13 protein-coding genes are annotated in these 16,421 nt (G+C 53.3%); 9 read left to right on the top strand and 4 right to left on the bottom strand.

Going from position 1 to position 16,421, the window contains the following annotated elements:
- The first annotated feature begins 154 nt into the window (after positions 1-154).
- Genes AC2FH0_RS05880 through AC2FH0_RS05900 form a run of 5 tightly spaced genes read left to right on the top strand, consistent with a single transcriptional unit; the run spans position 155 to position 4,006 of the window.
- Positions 155-769: a DUF4178 domain-containing protein gene (locus AC2FH0_RS05880; RefSeq protein ID WP_496788808.1), complete on the top strand. Its 615-nt coding sequence runs from the start codon at positions 155-157 to the stop codon at positions 767-769.
- Complete coding sequence (locus tag AC2FH0_RS05885; RefSeq protein WP_496788810.1) at positions 766-2,067, top strand: DUF4178 domain-containing protein; 1,302 nt, start codon at positions 766-768, stop codon at positions 2,065-2,067. The genes AC2FH0_RS05880 and AC2FH0_RS05885 overlap by 4 nt, the downstream gene beginning before the upstream one ends.
- Position 2,068: 1 nt before the next feature.
- Positions 2,069-2,233: a hypothetical protein gene (locus AC2FH0_RS05890; protein ID WP_496689284.1), complete on the top strand. Its 165-nt coding sequence runs from the start codon at positions 2,069-2,071 to the stop codon at positions 2,231-2,233.
- Positions 2,234-2,243: 10 nt separating this feature from the next.
- The gene (locus tag AC2FH0_RS05895) at positions 2,244-2,468 is read left to right on the top strand and encodes a DUF350 domain-containing protein (RefSeq protein WP_142636390.1); all 225 of its coding nucleotides are present in this window, start codon (positions 2,244-2,246) and stop codon (positions 2,466-2,468) included.
- Entirely contained in the window at positions 2,465-4,006 is a 1,542-nt protein-coding gene (locus AC2FH0_RS05900) for a polyamine aminopropyltransferase (protein ID WP_496788811.1), read from the top strand. Before AC2FH0_RS05895 ends, AC2FH0_RS05900 begins: the two co-directional genes overlap by 4 nt.
- On the opposite strand, the gene speD is transcribed toward AC2FH0_RS05900, so the two are convergent.
- Positions 3,977-4,378: an adenosylmethionine decarboxylase gene (gene speD / locus AC2FH0_RS05905; protein ID WP_281995110.1), complete on the bottom strand. Its 402-nt coding sequence runs from the start codon at positions 4,376-4,378 to the stop codon at positions 3,977-3,979. The two genes, AC2FH0_RS05900 and speD, sit on opposite strands and share 30 nt — an antisense overlap.
- Positions 4,379-4,713: 335 nt before the next feature.
- Here speD and AC2FH0_RS05910 point away from each other — a divergent pair, with 335 nt between their 5' ends.
- Positions 4,714-5,877, top strand: coding sequence for an ATP-binding protein (locus AC2FH0_RS05910; RefSeq protein WP_281972899.1), 1,164 nt, complete (start codon positions 4,714-4,716; stop codon positions 5,875-5,877).
- Positions 5,878-6,287: 410 nt separating this feature from the next.
- Positions 6,288-8,309 carry a DEAD/DEAH box helicase gene (locus AC2FH0_RS05915; RefSeq protein WP_496788812.1) on the top strand — a complete coding sequence of 674 codons (2,022 nt, stop codon included), beginning with the start codon at positions 6,288-6,290 and terminating at the stop codon, positions 8,307-8,309.
- A 382-nt stretch (positions 8,310-8,691) separates the two neighbouring features.
- On the opposite strand, the gene AC2FH0_RS05920 is transcribed toward AC2FH0_RS05915, so the two are convergent.
- The 3 genes from AC2FH0_RS05920 to AC2FH0_RS05930 all read right to left on the bottom strand — a co-directional run bounded on the left by AC2FH0_RS05920 (position 8,692) and on the right by AC2FH0_RS05930 (position 13,284).
- The gene (locus tag AC2FH0_RS05920) at positions 8,692-10,293 is read right to left on the bottom strand and encodes a BCCT family transporter (protein WP_496691575.1); all 1,602 of its coding nucleotides are present in this window, start codon (positions 10,291-10,293) and stop codon (positions 8,692-8,694) included.
- Positions 10,294-10,322: 29 nt separating this feature from the next.
- Positions 10,323-11,402 carry an extracellular solute-binding protein gene (locus AC2FH0_RS05925; protein WP_496788813.1) on the bottom strand — a complete coding sequence of 360 codons (1,080 nt, stop codon included), beginning with the start codon at positions 11,400-11,402 and terminating at the stop codon, positions 10,323-10,325.
- A gap of 847 nt (positions 11,403-12,249) precedes the next feature.
- Positions 12,250-13,284, bottom strand: coding sequence for an AraC family transcriptional regulator ligand-binding domain-containing protein (locus AC2FH0_RS05930; RefSeq protein ID WP_496788815.1), 1,035 nt, complete (start codon positions 13,282-13,284; stop codon positions 12,250-12,252).
- A 343-nt stretch (positions 13,285-13,627) separates the two neighbouring features.
- On the opposite strand from AC2FH0_RS05930, the gene AC2FH0_RS05935 reads away from it, so the two are divergent.
- Both AC2FH0_RS05935 and AC2FH0_RS05940 read left to right on the top strand, forming a co-directional pair.
- Positions 13,628-14,092 (top strand): hypothetical protein, encoded by a 465-nt coding sequence (locus AC2FH0_RS05935; RefSeq protein ID WP_496701821.1) that lies wholly within the window; start codon positions 13,628-13,630, stop codon positions 14,090-14,092.
- Between the two features lie 638 nt (positions 14,093-14,730).
- The gene (locus AC2FH0_RS05940) at positions 14,731-16,110 is read left to right on the top strand and encodes a tyrosine-type recombinase/integrase (RefSeq protein WP_496788816.1); all 1,380 of its coding nucleotides are present in this window, start codon (positions 14,731-14,733) and stop codon (positions 16,108-16,110) included.
- Positions 16,111-16,421 lie beyond the last annotated feature (311 nt).

The following is a 16,421-nucleotide window of genomic DNA, read 5'->3' on the forward strand; positions in this document are numbered from 1 at the left end:
GCTGACGGCACCTCTAACAGAACCGCCAGCGTGTTCAGTTCCACCTAAGTGGTTCTGTTTGAATTCTGGCAACAAGGGCGAGGCGGCACCGGACGTGTATTCTCCAGAACCAATAACGGCTTGAACTTTCATTTTCTTTGCGCGACTTGAAAGCATGAAGACTTTGAACTGTCCAAACTGCGGTGCGCAAACCCCGATTGCGCTGAAAGGGATAAAGGTTGCCACCTGTGCGTCCTGCGGTACGACGTTGATGATCAATGATGTCCAGGTTCAATCGGCGGGCCAGCAGGGTGAGATGCACGATGCACCGCTTTTGTTCGGGATAGGCGATCAAGTGCAACTGGGTCGAACGTCGACATTGATTCTTGGTCATGCGCGCTATTCCTACGGGCGGGGGTTCTGGGATGAGTTCTGCGGTGTCGATGGTGATGGCCGCACCTGCTGGATATCGCTCGATGAGGGAGATGTCGTTCGGCAGAAACGCTTGACCGAAAAGGACAGGCCGAAATTCATGCCTCCGTTCAAGCTGGGCGAAACGCTGGATTTCGACGCGGCCACATTCACGGTTACCGAAGTTGAACATGCCGAATGTATAGCCCTGCGCGGACAGTTCGATGAGGTGCTAAAGGTCGGGGAAAGCCATGAATTCGTGAACGCTTCCGCCGGGGACGAGGCTTTGTTGTCCGGCGAATTCTGGCCCGGTCATGCGATCTGGTTTTACGGTCGGTGGTATGACGCATTTGATGTGAAGGTTCAGCGGCAGTCATGACCCGGGATCCAAGTCTTCTTTCGATCAACTGCACCTGCTGCGGCGCCGGTCTGGATGTGCTGGGCGGTGGCCGGGTGATTGTGCAGATCTGTTCCTATTGCGGGGCCGAACTGGATGCACAGAACAACTACCGGACATTGCGTCAGTTCAAGGATCAGAAACGCCCGGAAACCCCGCTTTCGATTGGGATGAGCGGGTCGTTGTATGGTGCCGAGTTCACCATAATTGGTCTGATCGAACATGCCGAGCGCTGGGGCGGACGGGTCTACCAATGGATAGACCATCAGCTCTATTCGCCAACTCACGGCTATGCCTGGCTGACGCTTGAGGCGGGGCATCTGGTGTTTTCCAGACGCTATCGCGGATCGGCCTGGATGTCGGAGCGGTGGGTTGAGACAGCGGAATCCCCTCCCTCTGTGACGACCGAGGATGGGCGCTTTGTGTATTACGAGACCACCACAAGCGCGGTCACCTATGTTGAGGGTGAATTCACCTGGCCGCCGTCACTGGGGGAAAAGACAACCACGATTTCGGCGATGTCTGATACGGCGATGCTGGGGTTTTCGACCACCGGGTCCGAGCGTGAGACCTATCGCTCGTTCTATGTTTCGAAACAGCAGGCCGAAGCAGCTTTTGGGGTTTCATTGAACCTGAACCTACATCGGGTGCATCCGCTGCAACCTTTCATCGAGGGCCCAAACTATAGATTTTTGCTGGTCGTATCATTCGTGTTTATGATCCTTTGTCTTGTGATGGCGGTTTCCTTCTCTCAACGATCAGGAGAGAGGGCGATAGAGCGTCAGGTGCTAAAACGTGGCGACTTCCCGGCCGAGATTGCGATACCGCTTGAAGCCGACAGCCAACTGACGCGCGTTTCCTTCTCGGGCAATGTCAAAAACAGTTGGATCTATCTGGACATCGAGCTGCTTGATCCCGAAGGAGAGCCAGTATTCGAGGCGGGCCGAACGATCGAATATTACACCGGGCGCGACTCGGAAGGATCGTGGAGCGAAGGCAGCAAATTTGCGAGCCTGACGTTTCGACCAGATCGTACAGGCGATTACACACTTGTATTAGACGTGCCTGAGCAGGGGCTTTGGACCGGGTCGGGCGTAGGCCATGTACCGGGGCAGCCGTTCAGCCAGCTGCAAGTCAGTGTCAAAACCGGACTGTCCAGTGGTCTTTGGGCATTTGCGCTGGCCGGGGTTTTCGGAGCGCTGTTCCTGTTCCAGTTCGGGCGCAAATGGATTCATCAACGCGCCCGGTGGTCGGGAACTGATTGGGTAGATGAGGATTAAAGTGACAGCTTTCAGGATCATTTTCATCGTCATTTCGACCCTGGCCGTGGCTGCCACGGGTTATGTCTCGTGGCATGGGTATTGGGCCGAAAGCCGTGACTTGGACACCTCGGTTCGGGTCGGCAGCGGTGGCGGCGGGTACTATCGGTCAAATCGGATAAAATAGTGAGGTATCAATGGATTATATAGCAGCAATTCAGATTGCAGAAATCATCAGCACAATCTTCTACACCCTTCTGGGCGTGACGCTGATGTGGGTCGTGTGGAAGGTGATCGACTGGATGACGCCGTTCTCGGTTGTGCACGAGATCGAAAAGGATCAGAACATCGCGTTGGCGATCCTGATCGGGCTGCTATTTGTGGCGGTGTCCATCATCATCGCGGCCGTCATCCTGTCATGACCCAGCCCCGCGCGGTTGAGGCGCGCGCCGCGTGGTTGCTACTGGCCACTTTTCTGGTGGCCGTCGCCGGGCTGATCTACGAGCTGATTGCCGCCACCTTGTCCAGTTATCTGCTGGGGGATTCCGTCCGCCAGTTTTCACTGGTAATTGGCATCTTTCTGTCGGCGATGGGAGTAGGTGCTTGGCTGTCGCGCTTTGTCTCGGATGCGTTTTCCGGTTTTGTCTGGGCGCAGATCCTTCTGGGCATCGTTGGCGGTTTTTTGGCGCCGGTGCTGTTTCTGAATTATGCGTGGTTGGGGCAGGTGGCCTTGCCGCTTTACGGCGCTTTGATTGCCATTGGCATCCTGTCCGGGATGGAGATCCCATTAATTGCCCGTGTGCTTGAACAGATCGGGGCGCTGAAGTTCCGATTTGAGAACGTGCTGAGCGTCGACTACATCGGAGCGCTGGTCGCCTCATTGGCGTTTCCACTATTGGTGATCCCGTATCTGGGGCTGATGTCGGCGAGTCTGGCTTTTGGCGGTCTAAACCTTGCCGTGGCTGGCCTGTCTCTGCTGGTGTTTCGGGAATGGGCTACGCGGGTCCAGGTGGCAGTCTGGGCGGTGGCCTTTGTGGCAACGCTGGGCGCACTGTGGCAGTCCGAACGGCTGGTCTCGGTCGCCGAGGCCGAACTGTTCGAAGATGATGTCATCCTGTCCGAGGCCACGTCCTATCAGCAGATCACCGTCACCCGGTACCGCGACCGGGTGCGCCTGTTTCTGGATCATTCGATCCAGTTCGATTCCCTTGACGAACACCGCTATCACGAGCCACTGGTGCATCCAGCCATGGCCCTTGCGCCGCGCGCGCGTGACATTCTGATCCTGGGGGGTGGAGACGGCATGGCCGCGCGCGAGGTGCTGCGCTATCCCGAGGTGCAGTCCGTGACGCTGGTGGATCTTGATCCGCGTGTGACGCAGTTGTTTCGCGACCATCCAGATCTGTCCAAGCTGAACGACAATGCTCTCAGCGACCCGCGCGTGACGGTTGTCAACGAAGACGCCTGGAGATTTCTGGAGCGGGAAACCCAGATTTACGACGTGGTGATCATTGATCTGCCAGACCCCAAATCCATCGCCTTGTCCCGGTTATACACCAAGCAATTCTACGGCTTGCTGGCCGAACGGCTAAGCGGGCAGGGGGTCTTTGTCACCCAGGCCGGATCACCGTTCTTTGCTCGGCAGGCCTTTTGGTCGGTGGCCGAAACGATCGAGAGCAGCCGCAATCCGCAAAGGCCCGGACGGGGACTGCAGGCGGTTCCCTATCACAGCTACGTGCCGAGCTTCGGCGAATGGGGGTTTGTTCTGGCTACATTTGAACCATTGACCGACCGTAGAATCGAACTGCCGGATGGGTTGAGCTATCTCGACGATGGTGTTTGGCGCGCGGCACAGATTTTTGGCGGTGATACCGACCGGGTCGATGCCGAACCTAATACACTGCAATCGCACGCATTGATGGGATATTACTTAGACGGTTGGGACTACTGGTTCCGGTAAACCGCGGTTGACGCGCGTAATTTCAACTCGGGCAGGGCGCAGGTGCTTCTCAAGATATGCGACCGCTTTGTCCGGTTGCGTTGTGCCACACATGAAGATGTCGATGGCGGCATAATCATTTTCCGGCCAAGTGTGGATCGAGATATGGGATTCTGCCAGCAACAACACTCCGGTCACACCGCCATGCCCGCCAAATTTGTGGAACTTGCCCGACAGTATCGTTGCGCCAGCCTCCCGCGCCGCGCGGGTCAGTGCCTCTTCGATGCGCATTACGTCGGTTAGGTATAGGCTGCCGTAATGATCGACCAGAATATGCATTCCCGAGCCAGCCAGCGTGCCTGTGTCAGCGTTTTTGATTGCCGGTATGGTCATGATCCTGGTCCTTTCTGCGATTTGATTTTTCGCAGATTCTTAGGGGTTTGTGCGCGGCAAGTACCTAGTTGGCTTCGCCCTTCAGGGCAATGGAAATGAAATTGAGGGATGCAAAGAGGACTCTTCGAATTTAATAGTTAAGAAAGAAGAACGTACTCAGGTTCTATTTTCTCTTGATCAAATGGGACGCAGCTTTCCACGATTATGCTCGACCTAAGGTCCAGACTTGCGTGTCATGGTTCTGGGGTGAAGGGCCGAGACGATAGGGTTTCACTGGACAGTAATTTGGAATTTTAACCTTGTAAATCTTCCATCAAATGGAATAAATGCAAGGTATGATCAAGCGCGGTGATAGGAAGTCAGTTGAAGACTCTCTCGAGAACCAGGCGGGTGTAGTCCTGCTTGGGCCGCGGCAAGTTGGGAAGACAACCCTCGCGCAGGATATCGCTGAAAGCCGTGACGCTGTCTATCTTGATATGGAGAGATCTGCTGATCGCCAGGTGCTCGAAGAGCCAGACCTCTATCTCGACGAGCAGGTTGGGCGCCTGGTGGTGATCGATGAAGTTCAGCTTATGCCCGGCCTGTTTAAGGCATTACGCGGTCAGATTGACCGACGACGAAGACAAGGGTATCGGACTGGGCAATTCCTGCTGCTGGGGTCGGCCTCGAACACGCTTCTGCACCAAAGCGCAGAATCTTTGGCTGGCCGGGTCAGCTATCACGAGCTGACGCCTTTCATTTTGTCGGAAACCGGAGCGGACTCGATCTCTGCGCTGTGGTTGCGGGGTGGGTTTCCAGATAGCTTCCTTGCCAAGAACGACAAAACCAGCCTGGCATGGCGCGAGGATTTCATCCGCACCTATCTGGAACGCGATGTTCCGGCTTTTGGGTTGCGCATCCCGGCGGAAACATTGCGCCGGTTCTGGACAATGCTTGCCCATGAGCAAGGCGGGTTACTCAATGCGGCGAAACTCGCGGGAAACCTTGGCGTATCGGGCCAGAGCGTTGCCCGCTATCTTGATTTGCTGGTCGACCTGATGCTGGTGCGCCGTTTGCAGCCATGGCATTCCAATGCCGGAAAACGTTTGGTCAAATCTCCCAAGGTTTATATTCGCGATTCCGGGTTGGCCCATGCGCTTCTTGGGATCGAAACACCGGAAGACCTGCTTGGGCATCCGGTTGTCGGCGGCAGTTGGGAAGGGTTCTGCATCGAAAACCTGATCGCCGCGGCACCGCGCGGAACAGAAGCAAGCTTCTATCGCTCTTCAGCAGGGGCTGAGGTGGATTTGATGTTGAAACTTCCCCGCGGCGGCCTCTGGGCCATAGAGATCAAGCGGACGACATCAGCGAAGGTCACGCGTGGGTTTCACATCGCGACAGAAGAATTGGACGCCTCAGAGCGCATCCTTGTCTATGCCAACGACAAGGAAGTGCAGGGGCAGGGAGGTGTGCGGGCTATGCCTCTCATGAGCGCAATGAAACGGCTGGCGTCTGCATAGACGCAAGAGGGACCGCGCCATTGGCTCAACGTCATGCCCTAAATTCGAAGATAACGTGGTCGTAGAAGCCATCGAATCCGACTGCTTGTAGTAGATTTCCCGAAGGAGTAGTCACGTTGACCGCCAGCCCGACAGGGACAGCGGGTTTACAGACGGTTGAAAGCTCTACAGAAAAACGCCTGTTTTGACTATCCCAAGCCTGCGCTTCTGCCGCGTCTCAACAAATTGAACCGAATGCAGCGAGGGTCTCAAGCCGCTACTGAAAGGGAGCAGTACGGACAGGATACGGGATTTTCAGCGCATCTGTCCCGGTTCGTGGCTATACAATAGTCAAGACACTCGTTAAGGGGCTGTCTTTACCCATGGATGATGCATTGATTGCAATACCGCACAATCCCATCTCCTGACCGATGAAAAGAACCACCGCTGTGAAACAAACCATTGCAAATGCGCTGGCTCGCAAGGGCTATGACACCTTAACCCAAGTTCAGCAGGCTGTAACCCGGCCCGAACTGGAAGGGAAGGATATGCTGGTTTCGGCCCAAACCGGATCGGGTAAAACCATCGGATTCGGCCTGGCGATTGCGCCGCGACTTTTGGGTGACGCTGAGACTTTCGAAACCTCGGGCGCACCGCTGGCACTTGTTGTAGCACCAACAAGGGAACTGGCGCTGCAGGTAAAGCGTGAACTGAGCTGGTTGTTCGCCGATGCGGGCGCGTTTCTGGCGTCCTGCGTCGGAGGCATGGATATTCGGGATGAACGTCGCGCGTTGGCGCGTGGCGCGCATATTGTTGTTGCCACTCCGGGACGGCTGCGGGATCATATCATGCGGGGCTCGATCGACCTGACGGCCATTCGCGCCGTGGTTCTTGATGAGGCCGACGAGATGTTGGATCTCGGGTTCCGAGAGGATCTGGAATTCATTCTGGATGAAACACCATCAGACCGTCAAACTTTGCTGTTTTCTGCCACTGTCCCACGTGCGATTGCCAATCTGGCGACACGGTATCAGCGCGATGCAGAACGTGTGAGCACCGTCAGCGAAAAGACGCAGCACGCCGATATCGATTATCGTGCTATGTTGGTCGGCCCGCGCGACGGCGAGAATGCAATTATCAATGTGTTGCGCTATTATGAGGCGCCGAACGCCATCGTGTTCTGCAATACCCGCGCGATGGTGTCACGTCTGACCGCGCGCCTGTCAAACCGGGGCTTTTCGGTCGTCGCCCTATCCGGAGAATTGACCCAGAGCGAACGCTCGAACGCCTTGCAAGCCATGCGCGATGGGCGTGCCAGGGTCTGTGTGGCAACGGATGTTGCCGCCCGCGGTATTGATTTGCCTAACCTTGATTTGGTGGTCCATGCGGAACTGCCAAACAGCCATGAAACACTGCTGCACCGCTCGGGTCGAACAGGCCGGGCCGGGCGCAAGGGCGTTAGCGCACTAGTGGTTGCACCCGCGTCGCGGAAAAAGGCGGAACGTATTCTGAAATTCGCCAAGCTGACCGCCGATTGGGGGACAGCCCCGTCAGCCGAAGAGGTGACCGAACGCGATCAGGTGAGGATGTTCGCATCGGATGACTGGCAAGCAGAGATCACGGAAAGTGAACGCGCAGCAGTTCAGAAAATGGTAGAAAGCTTTACCCCTGAGCAGATTGCAGCAGCTTACCTGCGGCAGTACAAGCTGCGTCATTCCGCGCCAGAAGAGTTGTCGACGGTCGATCAGCAAAGCCAGAAACCGCGCGCGGCCTTTGGCCCCAGCGTCTGGTTTTCGCTGTCCGAGGGGCGCAATCAAAATGCGTCGCCGCGTTATATGCTGCCGATGATCTGCAAGTCAGGCAATCTGACGAAGGATGACATTGGGGCCATCCGGATTGCCGATGATGTGACCTATTTCGAGATCCGTGAGCCCAGCGTCGAAGGGTTTCTGACAGCCGTTGGGCCCGAGATGAAGATCGAAAAGGTCAAGGATCTCGTGCGTCTGGACACGGCACCGGACTTTGCTGCAACTGGCCGGACCAAGCCCATCGGAAAGCAAAAAGGCAAACCGATTACGAGCAAACGAGATACGACTCCGACCGAACGGAGCGGCACTGCAACCTATGGACGTCGCAAGCCTGAACCCGAGGGCCGGGCACCTTCCAGCCCTGCAGAACGTTCCACAAGGGCCGTCAAATCAGCCAAAGTAGAACGCCAGCGTGCTTCGAAAGACGAGGCAGATGCCTTGTTCAAACCGGTTGGTGCAAAGCCAAAGGCACGTAAGGGCGGTAAATCTGAAGCCAAAGGCGGCGATATCAAATCTGCCCGAACAGCATCAAAGGGTCCACCTCCACCCAAAGGTAAGTCAAGCAGCAAGAAGAACCGAGCGCGAGTCGCAGCGGCCAAATCTACAAAAGGTGGCGATTCTGTCCCGAAACGGCGGAAGACTTAGCCTGCATTCCATTCCGAACCTGGTTTTTTGGCTTTGGGCATTACCTTTAAGGGACAATGGAAGGCATGGGCGAAAGAAACCGCTCCATCACGACCAGGATCGGACTATCCCCCACAATGTACCTTTGGTTCACGGGTCGAGATTGTGTGAGAGGCTCACCATGGAGAGCCGACAAGCCTATCCAGTAGCTGTACCACGCGGGTAGCAGAGATGCTGGTGGAAACCATTAGGCAGAGGTTCTTTCGTATTCGTTTGATACCAGAAAGTTTAGCAAACTTCACATCAGAACGAGGAAAGCTTCGCGGACAGGTCGAAACCCATGTCTGTAATTGTCGAGAGGCAGATGTAACTGCCTCTCGACAAATTGAACCACAATGGCTGCCTATCTGTTGAGGAACTCCATTTCGTACTTATCCTCAACATCGGGCACTGGATGCTCAGCGTGAAGCGACGAGACAATACCATAGATCATGAATAACAAGATCACAGCGATTGGTAGCCCTGCGACGATGGACGCTGTCTGTAGCGCGCTCAACCCACCGGCCAGCATTAGGACACCGGCAACAACGCCTGCGGTAATACCCCAAAACACACGGAACTTGATTGGCGGATGCTCGTCACCCATCGACAGCATTGTGCACATCACCAGTGTCCCCGAGTCAGAAGACGTGACAAACCACGAAATCAGCAGAACCGTAATCAACACTGTGATCGGGTACACCAACCATGTGTAGCCAAATCCTTTGACCGTTTGGAATACGCCAGCGGCGTAGTCATTGTTGACCGCCTCGACGACACCTGCGTCGTAGAACAGATCAACCCCGGCTGCTGCGCCACCAAAGACACCCATCCAGAGCATCACGACTGAGGTTGGAATAAGAAGAACGCAATAGCAGAATTGCTTGATCGTCCGCCCCTTTGATACCCGCGCAATGAACAGTCCAACAAACGGGCACCATGCGATCCACCAGCCCCAGTAAAAGATCGTCCACCAGCTCTGCCATTGGTTTTCGGGCTCACCGTTGATCCAGAAACCCATGGGTATCACCGTCCAGAGGTAATCTCCAAATCCGGATATGGTTATGCCCAACAGGAATGCCGTGGGTCCCAGAATGATGAACAGGAGCAGCAGGCCAATACTTGCCATAACGTTGGCTTCAGACAAGATACGCACGCCTTTGCCAACACCCGATGCAGCAGAAGCCGTGCCAAGACAGGTGATGATTGCGACGAGGATCAACTGATTTGTCTGGGTGTTTGCCATCCAGCCAAGATCCTCAAGACCGGCGGCGATTGGTGTGACGCCCAACCCCAATGAGGTTGCGAGGCCAAAGATTGTACCAAATACGCCAATCAGATCGACGAGATGACCCCAGGGACCATAGATCCGTTCCTTCAGCACAGGATAAAGAGCGGTGCGCAAAGTCAGAGGAAGCCCATGGCGGTACGAGAAATATGCAAGGCAGAGGCCAACCAGCACATAAAGAGCCCAACCGTGGAAACCCCAGTGGAAATTCGTGATCGTTACTGCAGAAACCGCGGCGTCAACCGAACCTGGTTCAATTCCCGCCCGTTCAAGGAATGGGCTGCCCTGGATATGGAACATCGGCTCTGCAACGCCCCAATAGATCAGACCAGATCCCAAGCCGGCACTAAACAGCATGCAAATCCATGAAAACGTTGAAAAATCAGGCTCGTCATCATCCTTGCCCAGCTTCACGTGTCCGAACCGGCTGATCATAAGCCATATTACAAAAAACAGTGCCGCGTTAACGACCAGTACATAGAACCAGTCCAGGCTACCGATGATGAAGTTTTTACCTGTCGCAAAGATCGCACTTGAAGCTTCAACATCACGGATCGTGAAGAACACAAACCCCAATATCATCACCATCGAAGCGATACCCATCGTCGGATTCATACCTTTGAACAAGCCGCTCTTTGCTACAAGATTGTCAGGTTTCTGTGTTGATTGATCACTCATTTTGCACCTCTTAGACCTGTTGTTTCGGCTTACCGTGTTGAACCCGCAGCACCCTGACGGGCGGAGGTTGCGAGCCAGGACTGGAACGCTTCTTCCAGGCGCCGGTGGTTGGTGGCCCACCACTCGGCGTCCGACAGAATGTAAAGATTGTCTTCATACGCCGGACCGTTCGGGATGCGCTCCAAAACGTCATCTGACAGGAGTGTCATCGAAGATTTTCGGGTTGGACCATTTGGCAGGTGCCCGACCATATCGGCCAGCGAATTTGAGCTGCTTGCAAAGCGAATAAAATCAATGGCCTCTTCTTTATTCTGGCTTCCTTTTGGAATGCCGAACAGATCCAGCTCAATCACACGGCCGTCCATGTTGACCGTAAAATCGGAACCATCTTCCTGGGCGGCCGTTGCACCGGTTGTGGCCCAGATCGATGACATAGCAATGTCGCCAGAGTTCAACAGGCGTACGGGTTCACGCCCGGTTTCCCAGATTTGCAGGCCGGTTTTTATGTCGTCCATCTTTTTCAGCGCGCGCTCAACACCTTCTTCGGTTTCGAGCGTTGGATACACATCATCGCGGGCTACGCCGTCGGCCATAAGGGCCCATTCCATGATCACTGTCGGATCATTTCGGATGGCACGTGGCCCAGGATAGGTTTCTGTGTCGAAGAAATCCGAAATGGTTGATGGAGGCGCTTCTGCGAATTGAGAATTGTTATACGCATATGCGGTGCCCCATACGATGACTCCTACGCCACAATCATTCAGGGCACCTTCGACAAAATCCTCTCGAAATGGTGTGCCATCGACGCCATCAGGCAGTTCTATGTCAGATATGTTCTCCAGCAAGCCCTCTTCGCAGGCGCGAAGTGAATCTGCTTGCGTAAGGTCGACCACATCCCAAATCACATTTGCGCTTTCGACCTGATCGCGGATTTCCGAGATGCCACCATTGTAATGTGCAACATGCACATCGGCGTTTTTGGCTTGCTCATAAGGGCGCACAAACCCAAGCATCTGACTTCGCATGTAAGGGCCGGTCCAGGATGTGAAGGTGATGGACGGCCCGGGCTCTGGGATTGTGGTTTCGCTCTCAGAGTTACTTTGCGCCATCGCATTACTCAAAGAGAGAGTAGAAAACAGCGCAGCTATCATTATCCGACAGCCCCTGACCGCCTTTAGCCTATAGTACATCATCAAATTCCTCCCTAGTCGCTTCTAATTTTGTATAAGCGCTTTGTTTGGGTCGTCCTCCTGGTCAATTCCCAGCACATTCAGCAAGAATACATCAAATTCACCCTGATGATCAGCAATAATCAAAAATTGCGAAAGCTAAATACGACTATTCCGCCAGACAGAGCGACAGATTTGGCAGAGCCACCAAGAAACAAGGCTTGCGGTTACAGGCTGTTTTCCAGAAGCCCGCGATACAGAGAAACCGGTTCTTGTTCATCGACCACAGTTAATTACGGACCTGATCTTGGGGCCTATCTCACCTTCGGCGAAAGAGTCTCAGGGGCGTGCGCGGGCGCTGGAATGACGACGCCCACGGGCGTAAAGTTGATGTTTTTTCTCAAAATCTTGATGTGTCATCGCAATAAATCTGACCGACAGATCGCCAATTTGAATGCGCACACAGCGTTTCAAACACGCTCAACCGAAAGGGACCAAGAAATGAAAAAGGCACTGATTTCCTCCGTCACCGCGTTCGCCATTGTTCTGAGTGCTGGAATGTCCATGGCGCACCCGTTGGATGGCTACGACCACCAAACTTCCAAAGCGTCTGGCCCTGGCTTCCATTTGAACTCAGAACTATCGAGTTCCGACCCTTGTGATTCATGCACTGATGCATGGGGATGAACTTTAACAGCGGATGCTTTGGACTGCGTTTGAGACGATGAGCTTCCGCTTTCTTGCCCCAGCCTGCAATGTTAACCGATTTGCACATCCTGAGGTCGACCTAAGCGGTTCGAGCACTGCCCGGAGATTGGCCCGTCCAAGTCTTGTAGGCATTGCTAAACGCCGCTTGATCAGAATAACCAAGTGCAAAAGCAATCTCAGACAGACTTAACTTGGGGTCATCAAGATACTGCTCTGCCAGCCTTGCACGGATGTCCTTTAGCAGTTGTTTGTAAGTTGTGCCTTCCTTGGCAAGTTTGCGCCCAAGTGTGCTGATGCTCATCCCCAGTGTCTTCGCGATATCATCTTGTGTTGGAGCGCTAAAAGACAGTCGCGACGTTATCTCGCTCTGCACCAAAGAACTTGTTTCACCTATTACTGGCGGTAAATCGTTCATCAACGTTTGCACATGTTTTTCAAGGTGCAGAAGTAATGCGGGGTCCGTATCTTTGATCGGGATATCCATCACTGCTTTATCGAACAAGATACCGGGAACTCTTTGTTTCTGCTTGATATTGACTGACAATGCACTGGAGATTTGGGTCCGCTTTTCTTCGGTCAATTCATGCGGAAAGCGTAGTTCAAGGACTGGCAAGGGCGTCTCAGCCGCAATTTGAAGGCTGGTCAAAAAAGCAGACATTCGAAACTCATTGTGAGCTCCATCAGAACGCATCAGTTCAGCGATGGAATCTATCTCCAGAAACATGCCACGTTCTTCTTCATAGAAGGACAGTTTGGCAAAGCCCCGAGCCAAGCGAGCATAGTTCACTGCCTTCTCGATTGCCTCGCCAACGGTCGGAGAGTTCAAAACGACATAGCTGAGGAGTGTAGTCTTTCTGGGGTTGAAGGTTTTTCCCGCAGTGATCGCAAACAAGGGGTCTCGGGTCTCTTGCACTGCAAGCTCCAAGAGGCGGAGCTCATTGCGAACATCAACAAAATCCGGCGGAGTTTTGTGACAATCAACGGGTAAGTTGGTCGATCTCAGAAGCGCAACAATATCTGAACCACGGTTTTCCAGAAGCCTGGCTAAGTGATGCACACCAAAACCTGGAACATTCCAAGATTGGCCGTCAGAACTCACCTTGTCCTCTTTCATGCTCATATGCCGCCCGAGACTGAAGTGCCCTGCTAATCAGGGCGTTTTGTGTTTTAGGTAACAATACGCAGGGTCCAAAAGCCATGCCAAGAAATCGTTTAAGTGCTGCCACAAGGTAGGCAGTAGCGACCCAACACAGGGCAACCAAAGCCCACTCTTCCTTAGCTTAATCTCCTGCCGGGTGGTCCGACGAATAGGCGTAGCTCTATGCAGCTACGTTGGTCGACCTATCCGCGGCTTGGCAACTTGAAAGAAAATGCCAAAAAACTGAGCTCTTCTCACAATACCCAAAGCTGTCGCGTTCCTAGGTTTGAAATGTATCGGCAACTCAGGGAGATCAAAAATGGAACGTATTAACATCATCAAAAAGCTCATTGTTGCACCAACCCTGGTGATTGCCCTGTCCACCGGAACGGCCATGGCAGAGCCGGGCCAACACTCGGGTACCGGCGCCCATCATAGCGCCCATATCACTCAGACTGGGATGTCTCGGAACGCCACGCCTGAAACAACGGAATTCCCAACCGTTACCGGCAAAATTGTTAACCGAATAACAAACCTTTCCCCGTTGGAGGCGGCCCAAAATGTGGGAACATCCCAGGATTCTACGACTGTTACCGGGAAGATTGTTAACCTCATAGCAAACCTCTCGCCGCTTGAAACGACGCAGAATGTTGGAACATCCCACTGGATCGGAAGCAGCGACGGCGTTGCCGCCAACAATACAATAAACATCAATTCGGATGCCCAATTTATCGACCATGTGCCCACAGAAAACCAAGGCGGCATGGATTCCCCAGCTCCATAGTGTCACCGCGGGGCGTTTAGACAAGTTGAGGACCAACCTTCGCCCCGCATTACAGCCATTTGTTAGCCAGCAAAACTTGGCATACTTTTTTGCTGTTTTGGGCTCACCGCACGAGGGACGACACATAGACCGGCGAAACTTCTGTAAAGGTTCGAAAAGAACTTCATCGATCAGCTTGGGCGTTGCGTATGTCCGCTCAAAAGTCCCAACTGCAAAAGGGCTCCGACCGGCCTTGCAATTTGATACAATTTATCTTGCCCCGACGCGCCTCCGGCGATGATCGTTGTCTGAACTTTTCCTGATGGCGCGACAGAGGTTTCTAGAGGCTCGCAGGGCCTCATTCCTTGCGCCGAGCCGTTTCAACGCTTCATTGTAGGCCAACCAGTTCGTCATTTTGACTTCGTGGGGGTAAAGCTGCTCATACCACACAGCTTTCACCCAGGATTCATGCAGTGAATCCTCAAACCAATTTGTGCGAAAAAGTAGGTTAATTGGTCAAACAGCAAAAAATCTCTGCAGTTGAAACTTTGCTTTATTGGTCGGAGTGAGAGGATTCGAACCTCCGACCCCTGCCTCCCGAAGGCTGCGGTATAGCAAATCCTCGGCTTTCTAGGCTATACATCTCACGACCAAGGGATTTGATTTTTCTTAAAAAATACGGTTTTATAGTGATCTTAAAGATTGCTGTGGAGACTCAATATTACTTTTGTTTACTCTTCGCGTGCTTCCTATGTGATTACTGTGGCGAAATGGCTCGAGATCGACTGACCAAAACTGTAGTTGAAAAGCTCCAACCGCAAGAAAAAGAATTCTTTGTGTGGTGTGGCAAGCTCGCGGGTTTTGGCATTCGCGTATGGCCCACAGGACGTAAAGTATTCGTCGTCCAATATCGTGCTGGGGGAAGAGAAGTCCCAACCCGAAGGAAATCACTCGGCGTATTCGGTACAGTCACAATCGACGAGGCCCGCAAGGCTGCTGAATCCTATTTGGCGTCGGCTCATCTCGGAAACGATCTGATAGCCGAAGAGCGGCAGACCCTCACTGAAATGACCGTAAACGAACTTTGCGATGACTACATCAAGCACGGTATGACCACCAAAAAAGCCAGCACCATTAAGACCGATGTCGGGAGAATTAACGGTCACATCCGCCCATTAATTGGGAATAAGAAAATCAGCGTCTTGTCGAGGCGAGATGTAGAGCAGTTGCTTCACGATGTTGCCGTCGGCAAGACAGCGCGTGATGTTCGAACCGAAAAAGGCCGTTCGATTATCACAGGTGGAAAAGGGACAGCAACTCGAACGGTTAGGCTTTTGGGTGGTATTTTCACATACGCCGTTAACCACGGCCTTGTTGAGGTTAATCCGTGTGCAGGTGTAAAAGTTTTCAAAGATGGCTCGAAAGAGCGGTTCCTTAGCCATGCAGAGCTAGAACGTCTAGCGAAAGCTTTGGATGTGGCTGAAAGTACAGGTCTACCTTGGACACTCCGCAGCGGTGCCAAAAGCAAGCATCGCCCCAAGGAAGAAAACTTACGTGAGAAGGTTTCGCCTCATGTAACAGGTGCAATCCGTCTGCTATTGCTGACAGGGTGCCGCCTTCGAGAAATTCTGCATTTGCGGTGGTCTGAAGTAGACCTTGAGCGAGGGCTCCTAAACCTCCCGGATAGTAAGACAGGCCGAAAAACTGTCTATTTGTCCAACGCTGCAATTGATGTCCTTAGGAGGTTGCCGCGTGTTGGAACCTACGTTGTCGCGGGAGACAACCCGCAAAAACCCCGCGCCGACCTCAAACGGCCTTGGAAACGAATTTCCGAGTACGCTGGAATGGCTGACGTGCGTATTCACGATTTGAGGCATACATTTGCTTCTGTCGCAGCGGCTCAAGGTGTAAGCCTGCAGGTTATTGGCAAGCTTCTGGGGCACAAGTCACCCGAGACAACTGCTCGATATGCGCACCTAACTGAAGATCCGCTAAGGCGTGCACTTAACCAGATGTCAGACAACATGCCATTTGACTGATGTGACCGCCGTCATTGCAACGTATTGAAAATATTAGATAATATTTACTTGTAACAATTTGTTACCGTAGGGCGCTGCGTTTTTTTTAGCTCTGACTGTATATACTGTAGCGGTACCAAGGGCCGCACTCGACATAAATATAGGAGTGCACTATGGCACAAAGATTCTACTCGACACGGGAGGCTATATGCTACCTCTACGTCGATTTTAACCTCGACTACAGCGAAAAATATTTGGCTAAGCTCCGTAGTACCGGTGGCGGGCCAAAATACGCCAAGATCGGAAGTCGGGTTTACTATTTGTCCGAACAT

The sequence above is a fragment of the Ruegeria sp. CDSC051 genome, assembly GCF_059610665.1.

Coding starts and splice junctions, on each gene's coding strand:
- AC2FH0_RS05915 (WP_496788812.1), top strand. CDS start 6,288: ATGAAAAGAACCACCGCTGTGAAACAAACCATTGCAAATGCGCTGGCT.
- AC2FH0_RS05925 (WP_496788813.1), bottom strand. CDS start 11,402: ATGGCGCAAAGTAACTCTGAGAGCGAAACCACAATCCCAGAGCCCGGG.
- AC2FH0_RS05930 (WP_496788815.1), bottom strand. CDS start 13,284: ATGAAAGAGGACAAGGTGAGTTCTGACGGCCAATCTTGGAATGTTCCA.
- AC2FH0_RS05910 (WP_281972899.1), top strand. CDS start 4,714: ATGATCAAGCGCGGTGATAGGAAGTCAGTTGAAGACTCTCTCGAGAAC.
- AC2FH0_RS05920 (WP_496691575.1), bottom strand. CDS start 10,293: ATGAGTGATCAATCAACACAGAAACCTGACAATCTTGTAGCAAAGAGC.
- speD (WP_281995110.1), bottom strand. CDS start 4,378: ATGACCATACCGGCAATCAAAAACGCTGACACAGGCACGCTGGCTGGC.
- AC2FH0_RS05900 (WP_496788811.1), top strand. CDS start 2,465: ATGACCCAGCCCCGCGCGGTTGAGGCGCGCGCCGCGTGGTTGCTACTG.
- AC2FH0_RS05895 (WP_142636390.1), top strand. CDS start 2,244: ATGGATTATATAGCAGCAATTCAGATTGCAGAAATCATCAGCACAATC.
- AC2FH0_RS05885 (WP_496788810.1), top strand. CDS start 766: ATGACCCGGGATCCAAGTCTTCTTTCGATCAACTGCACCTGCTGCGGC.
- AC2FH0_RS05935 (WP_496701821.1), top strand. CDS start 13,628: ATGGAACGTATTAACATCATCAAAAAGCTCATTGTTGCACCAACCCTG.
- AC2FH0_RS05880 (WP_496788808.1), top strand. CDS start 155: ATGAAGACTTTGAACTGTCCAAACTGCGGTGCGCAAACCCCGATTGCG.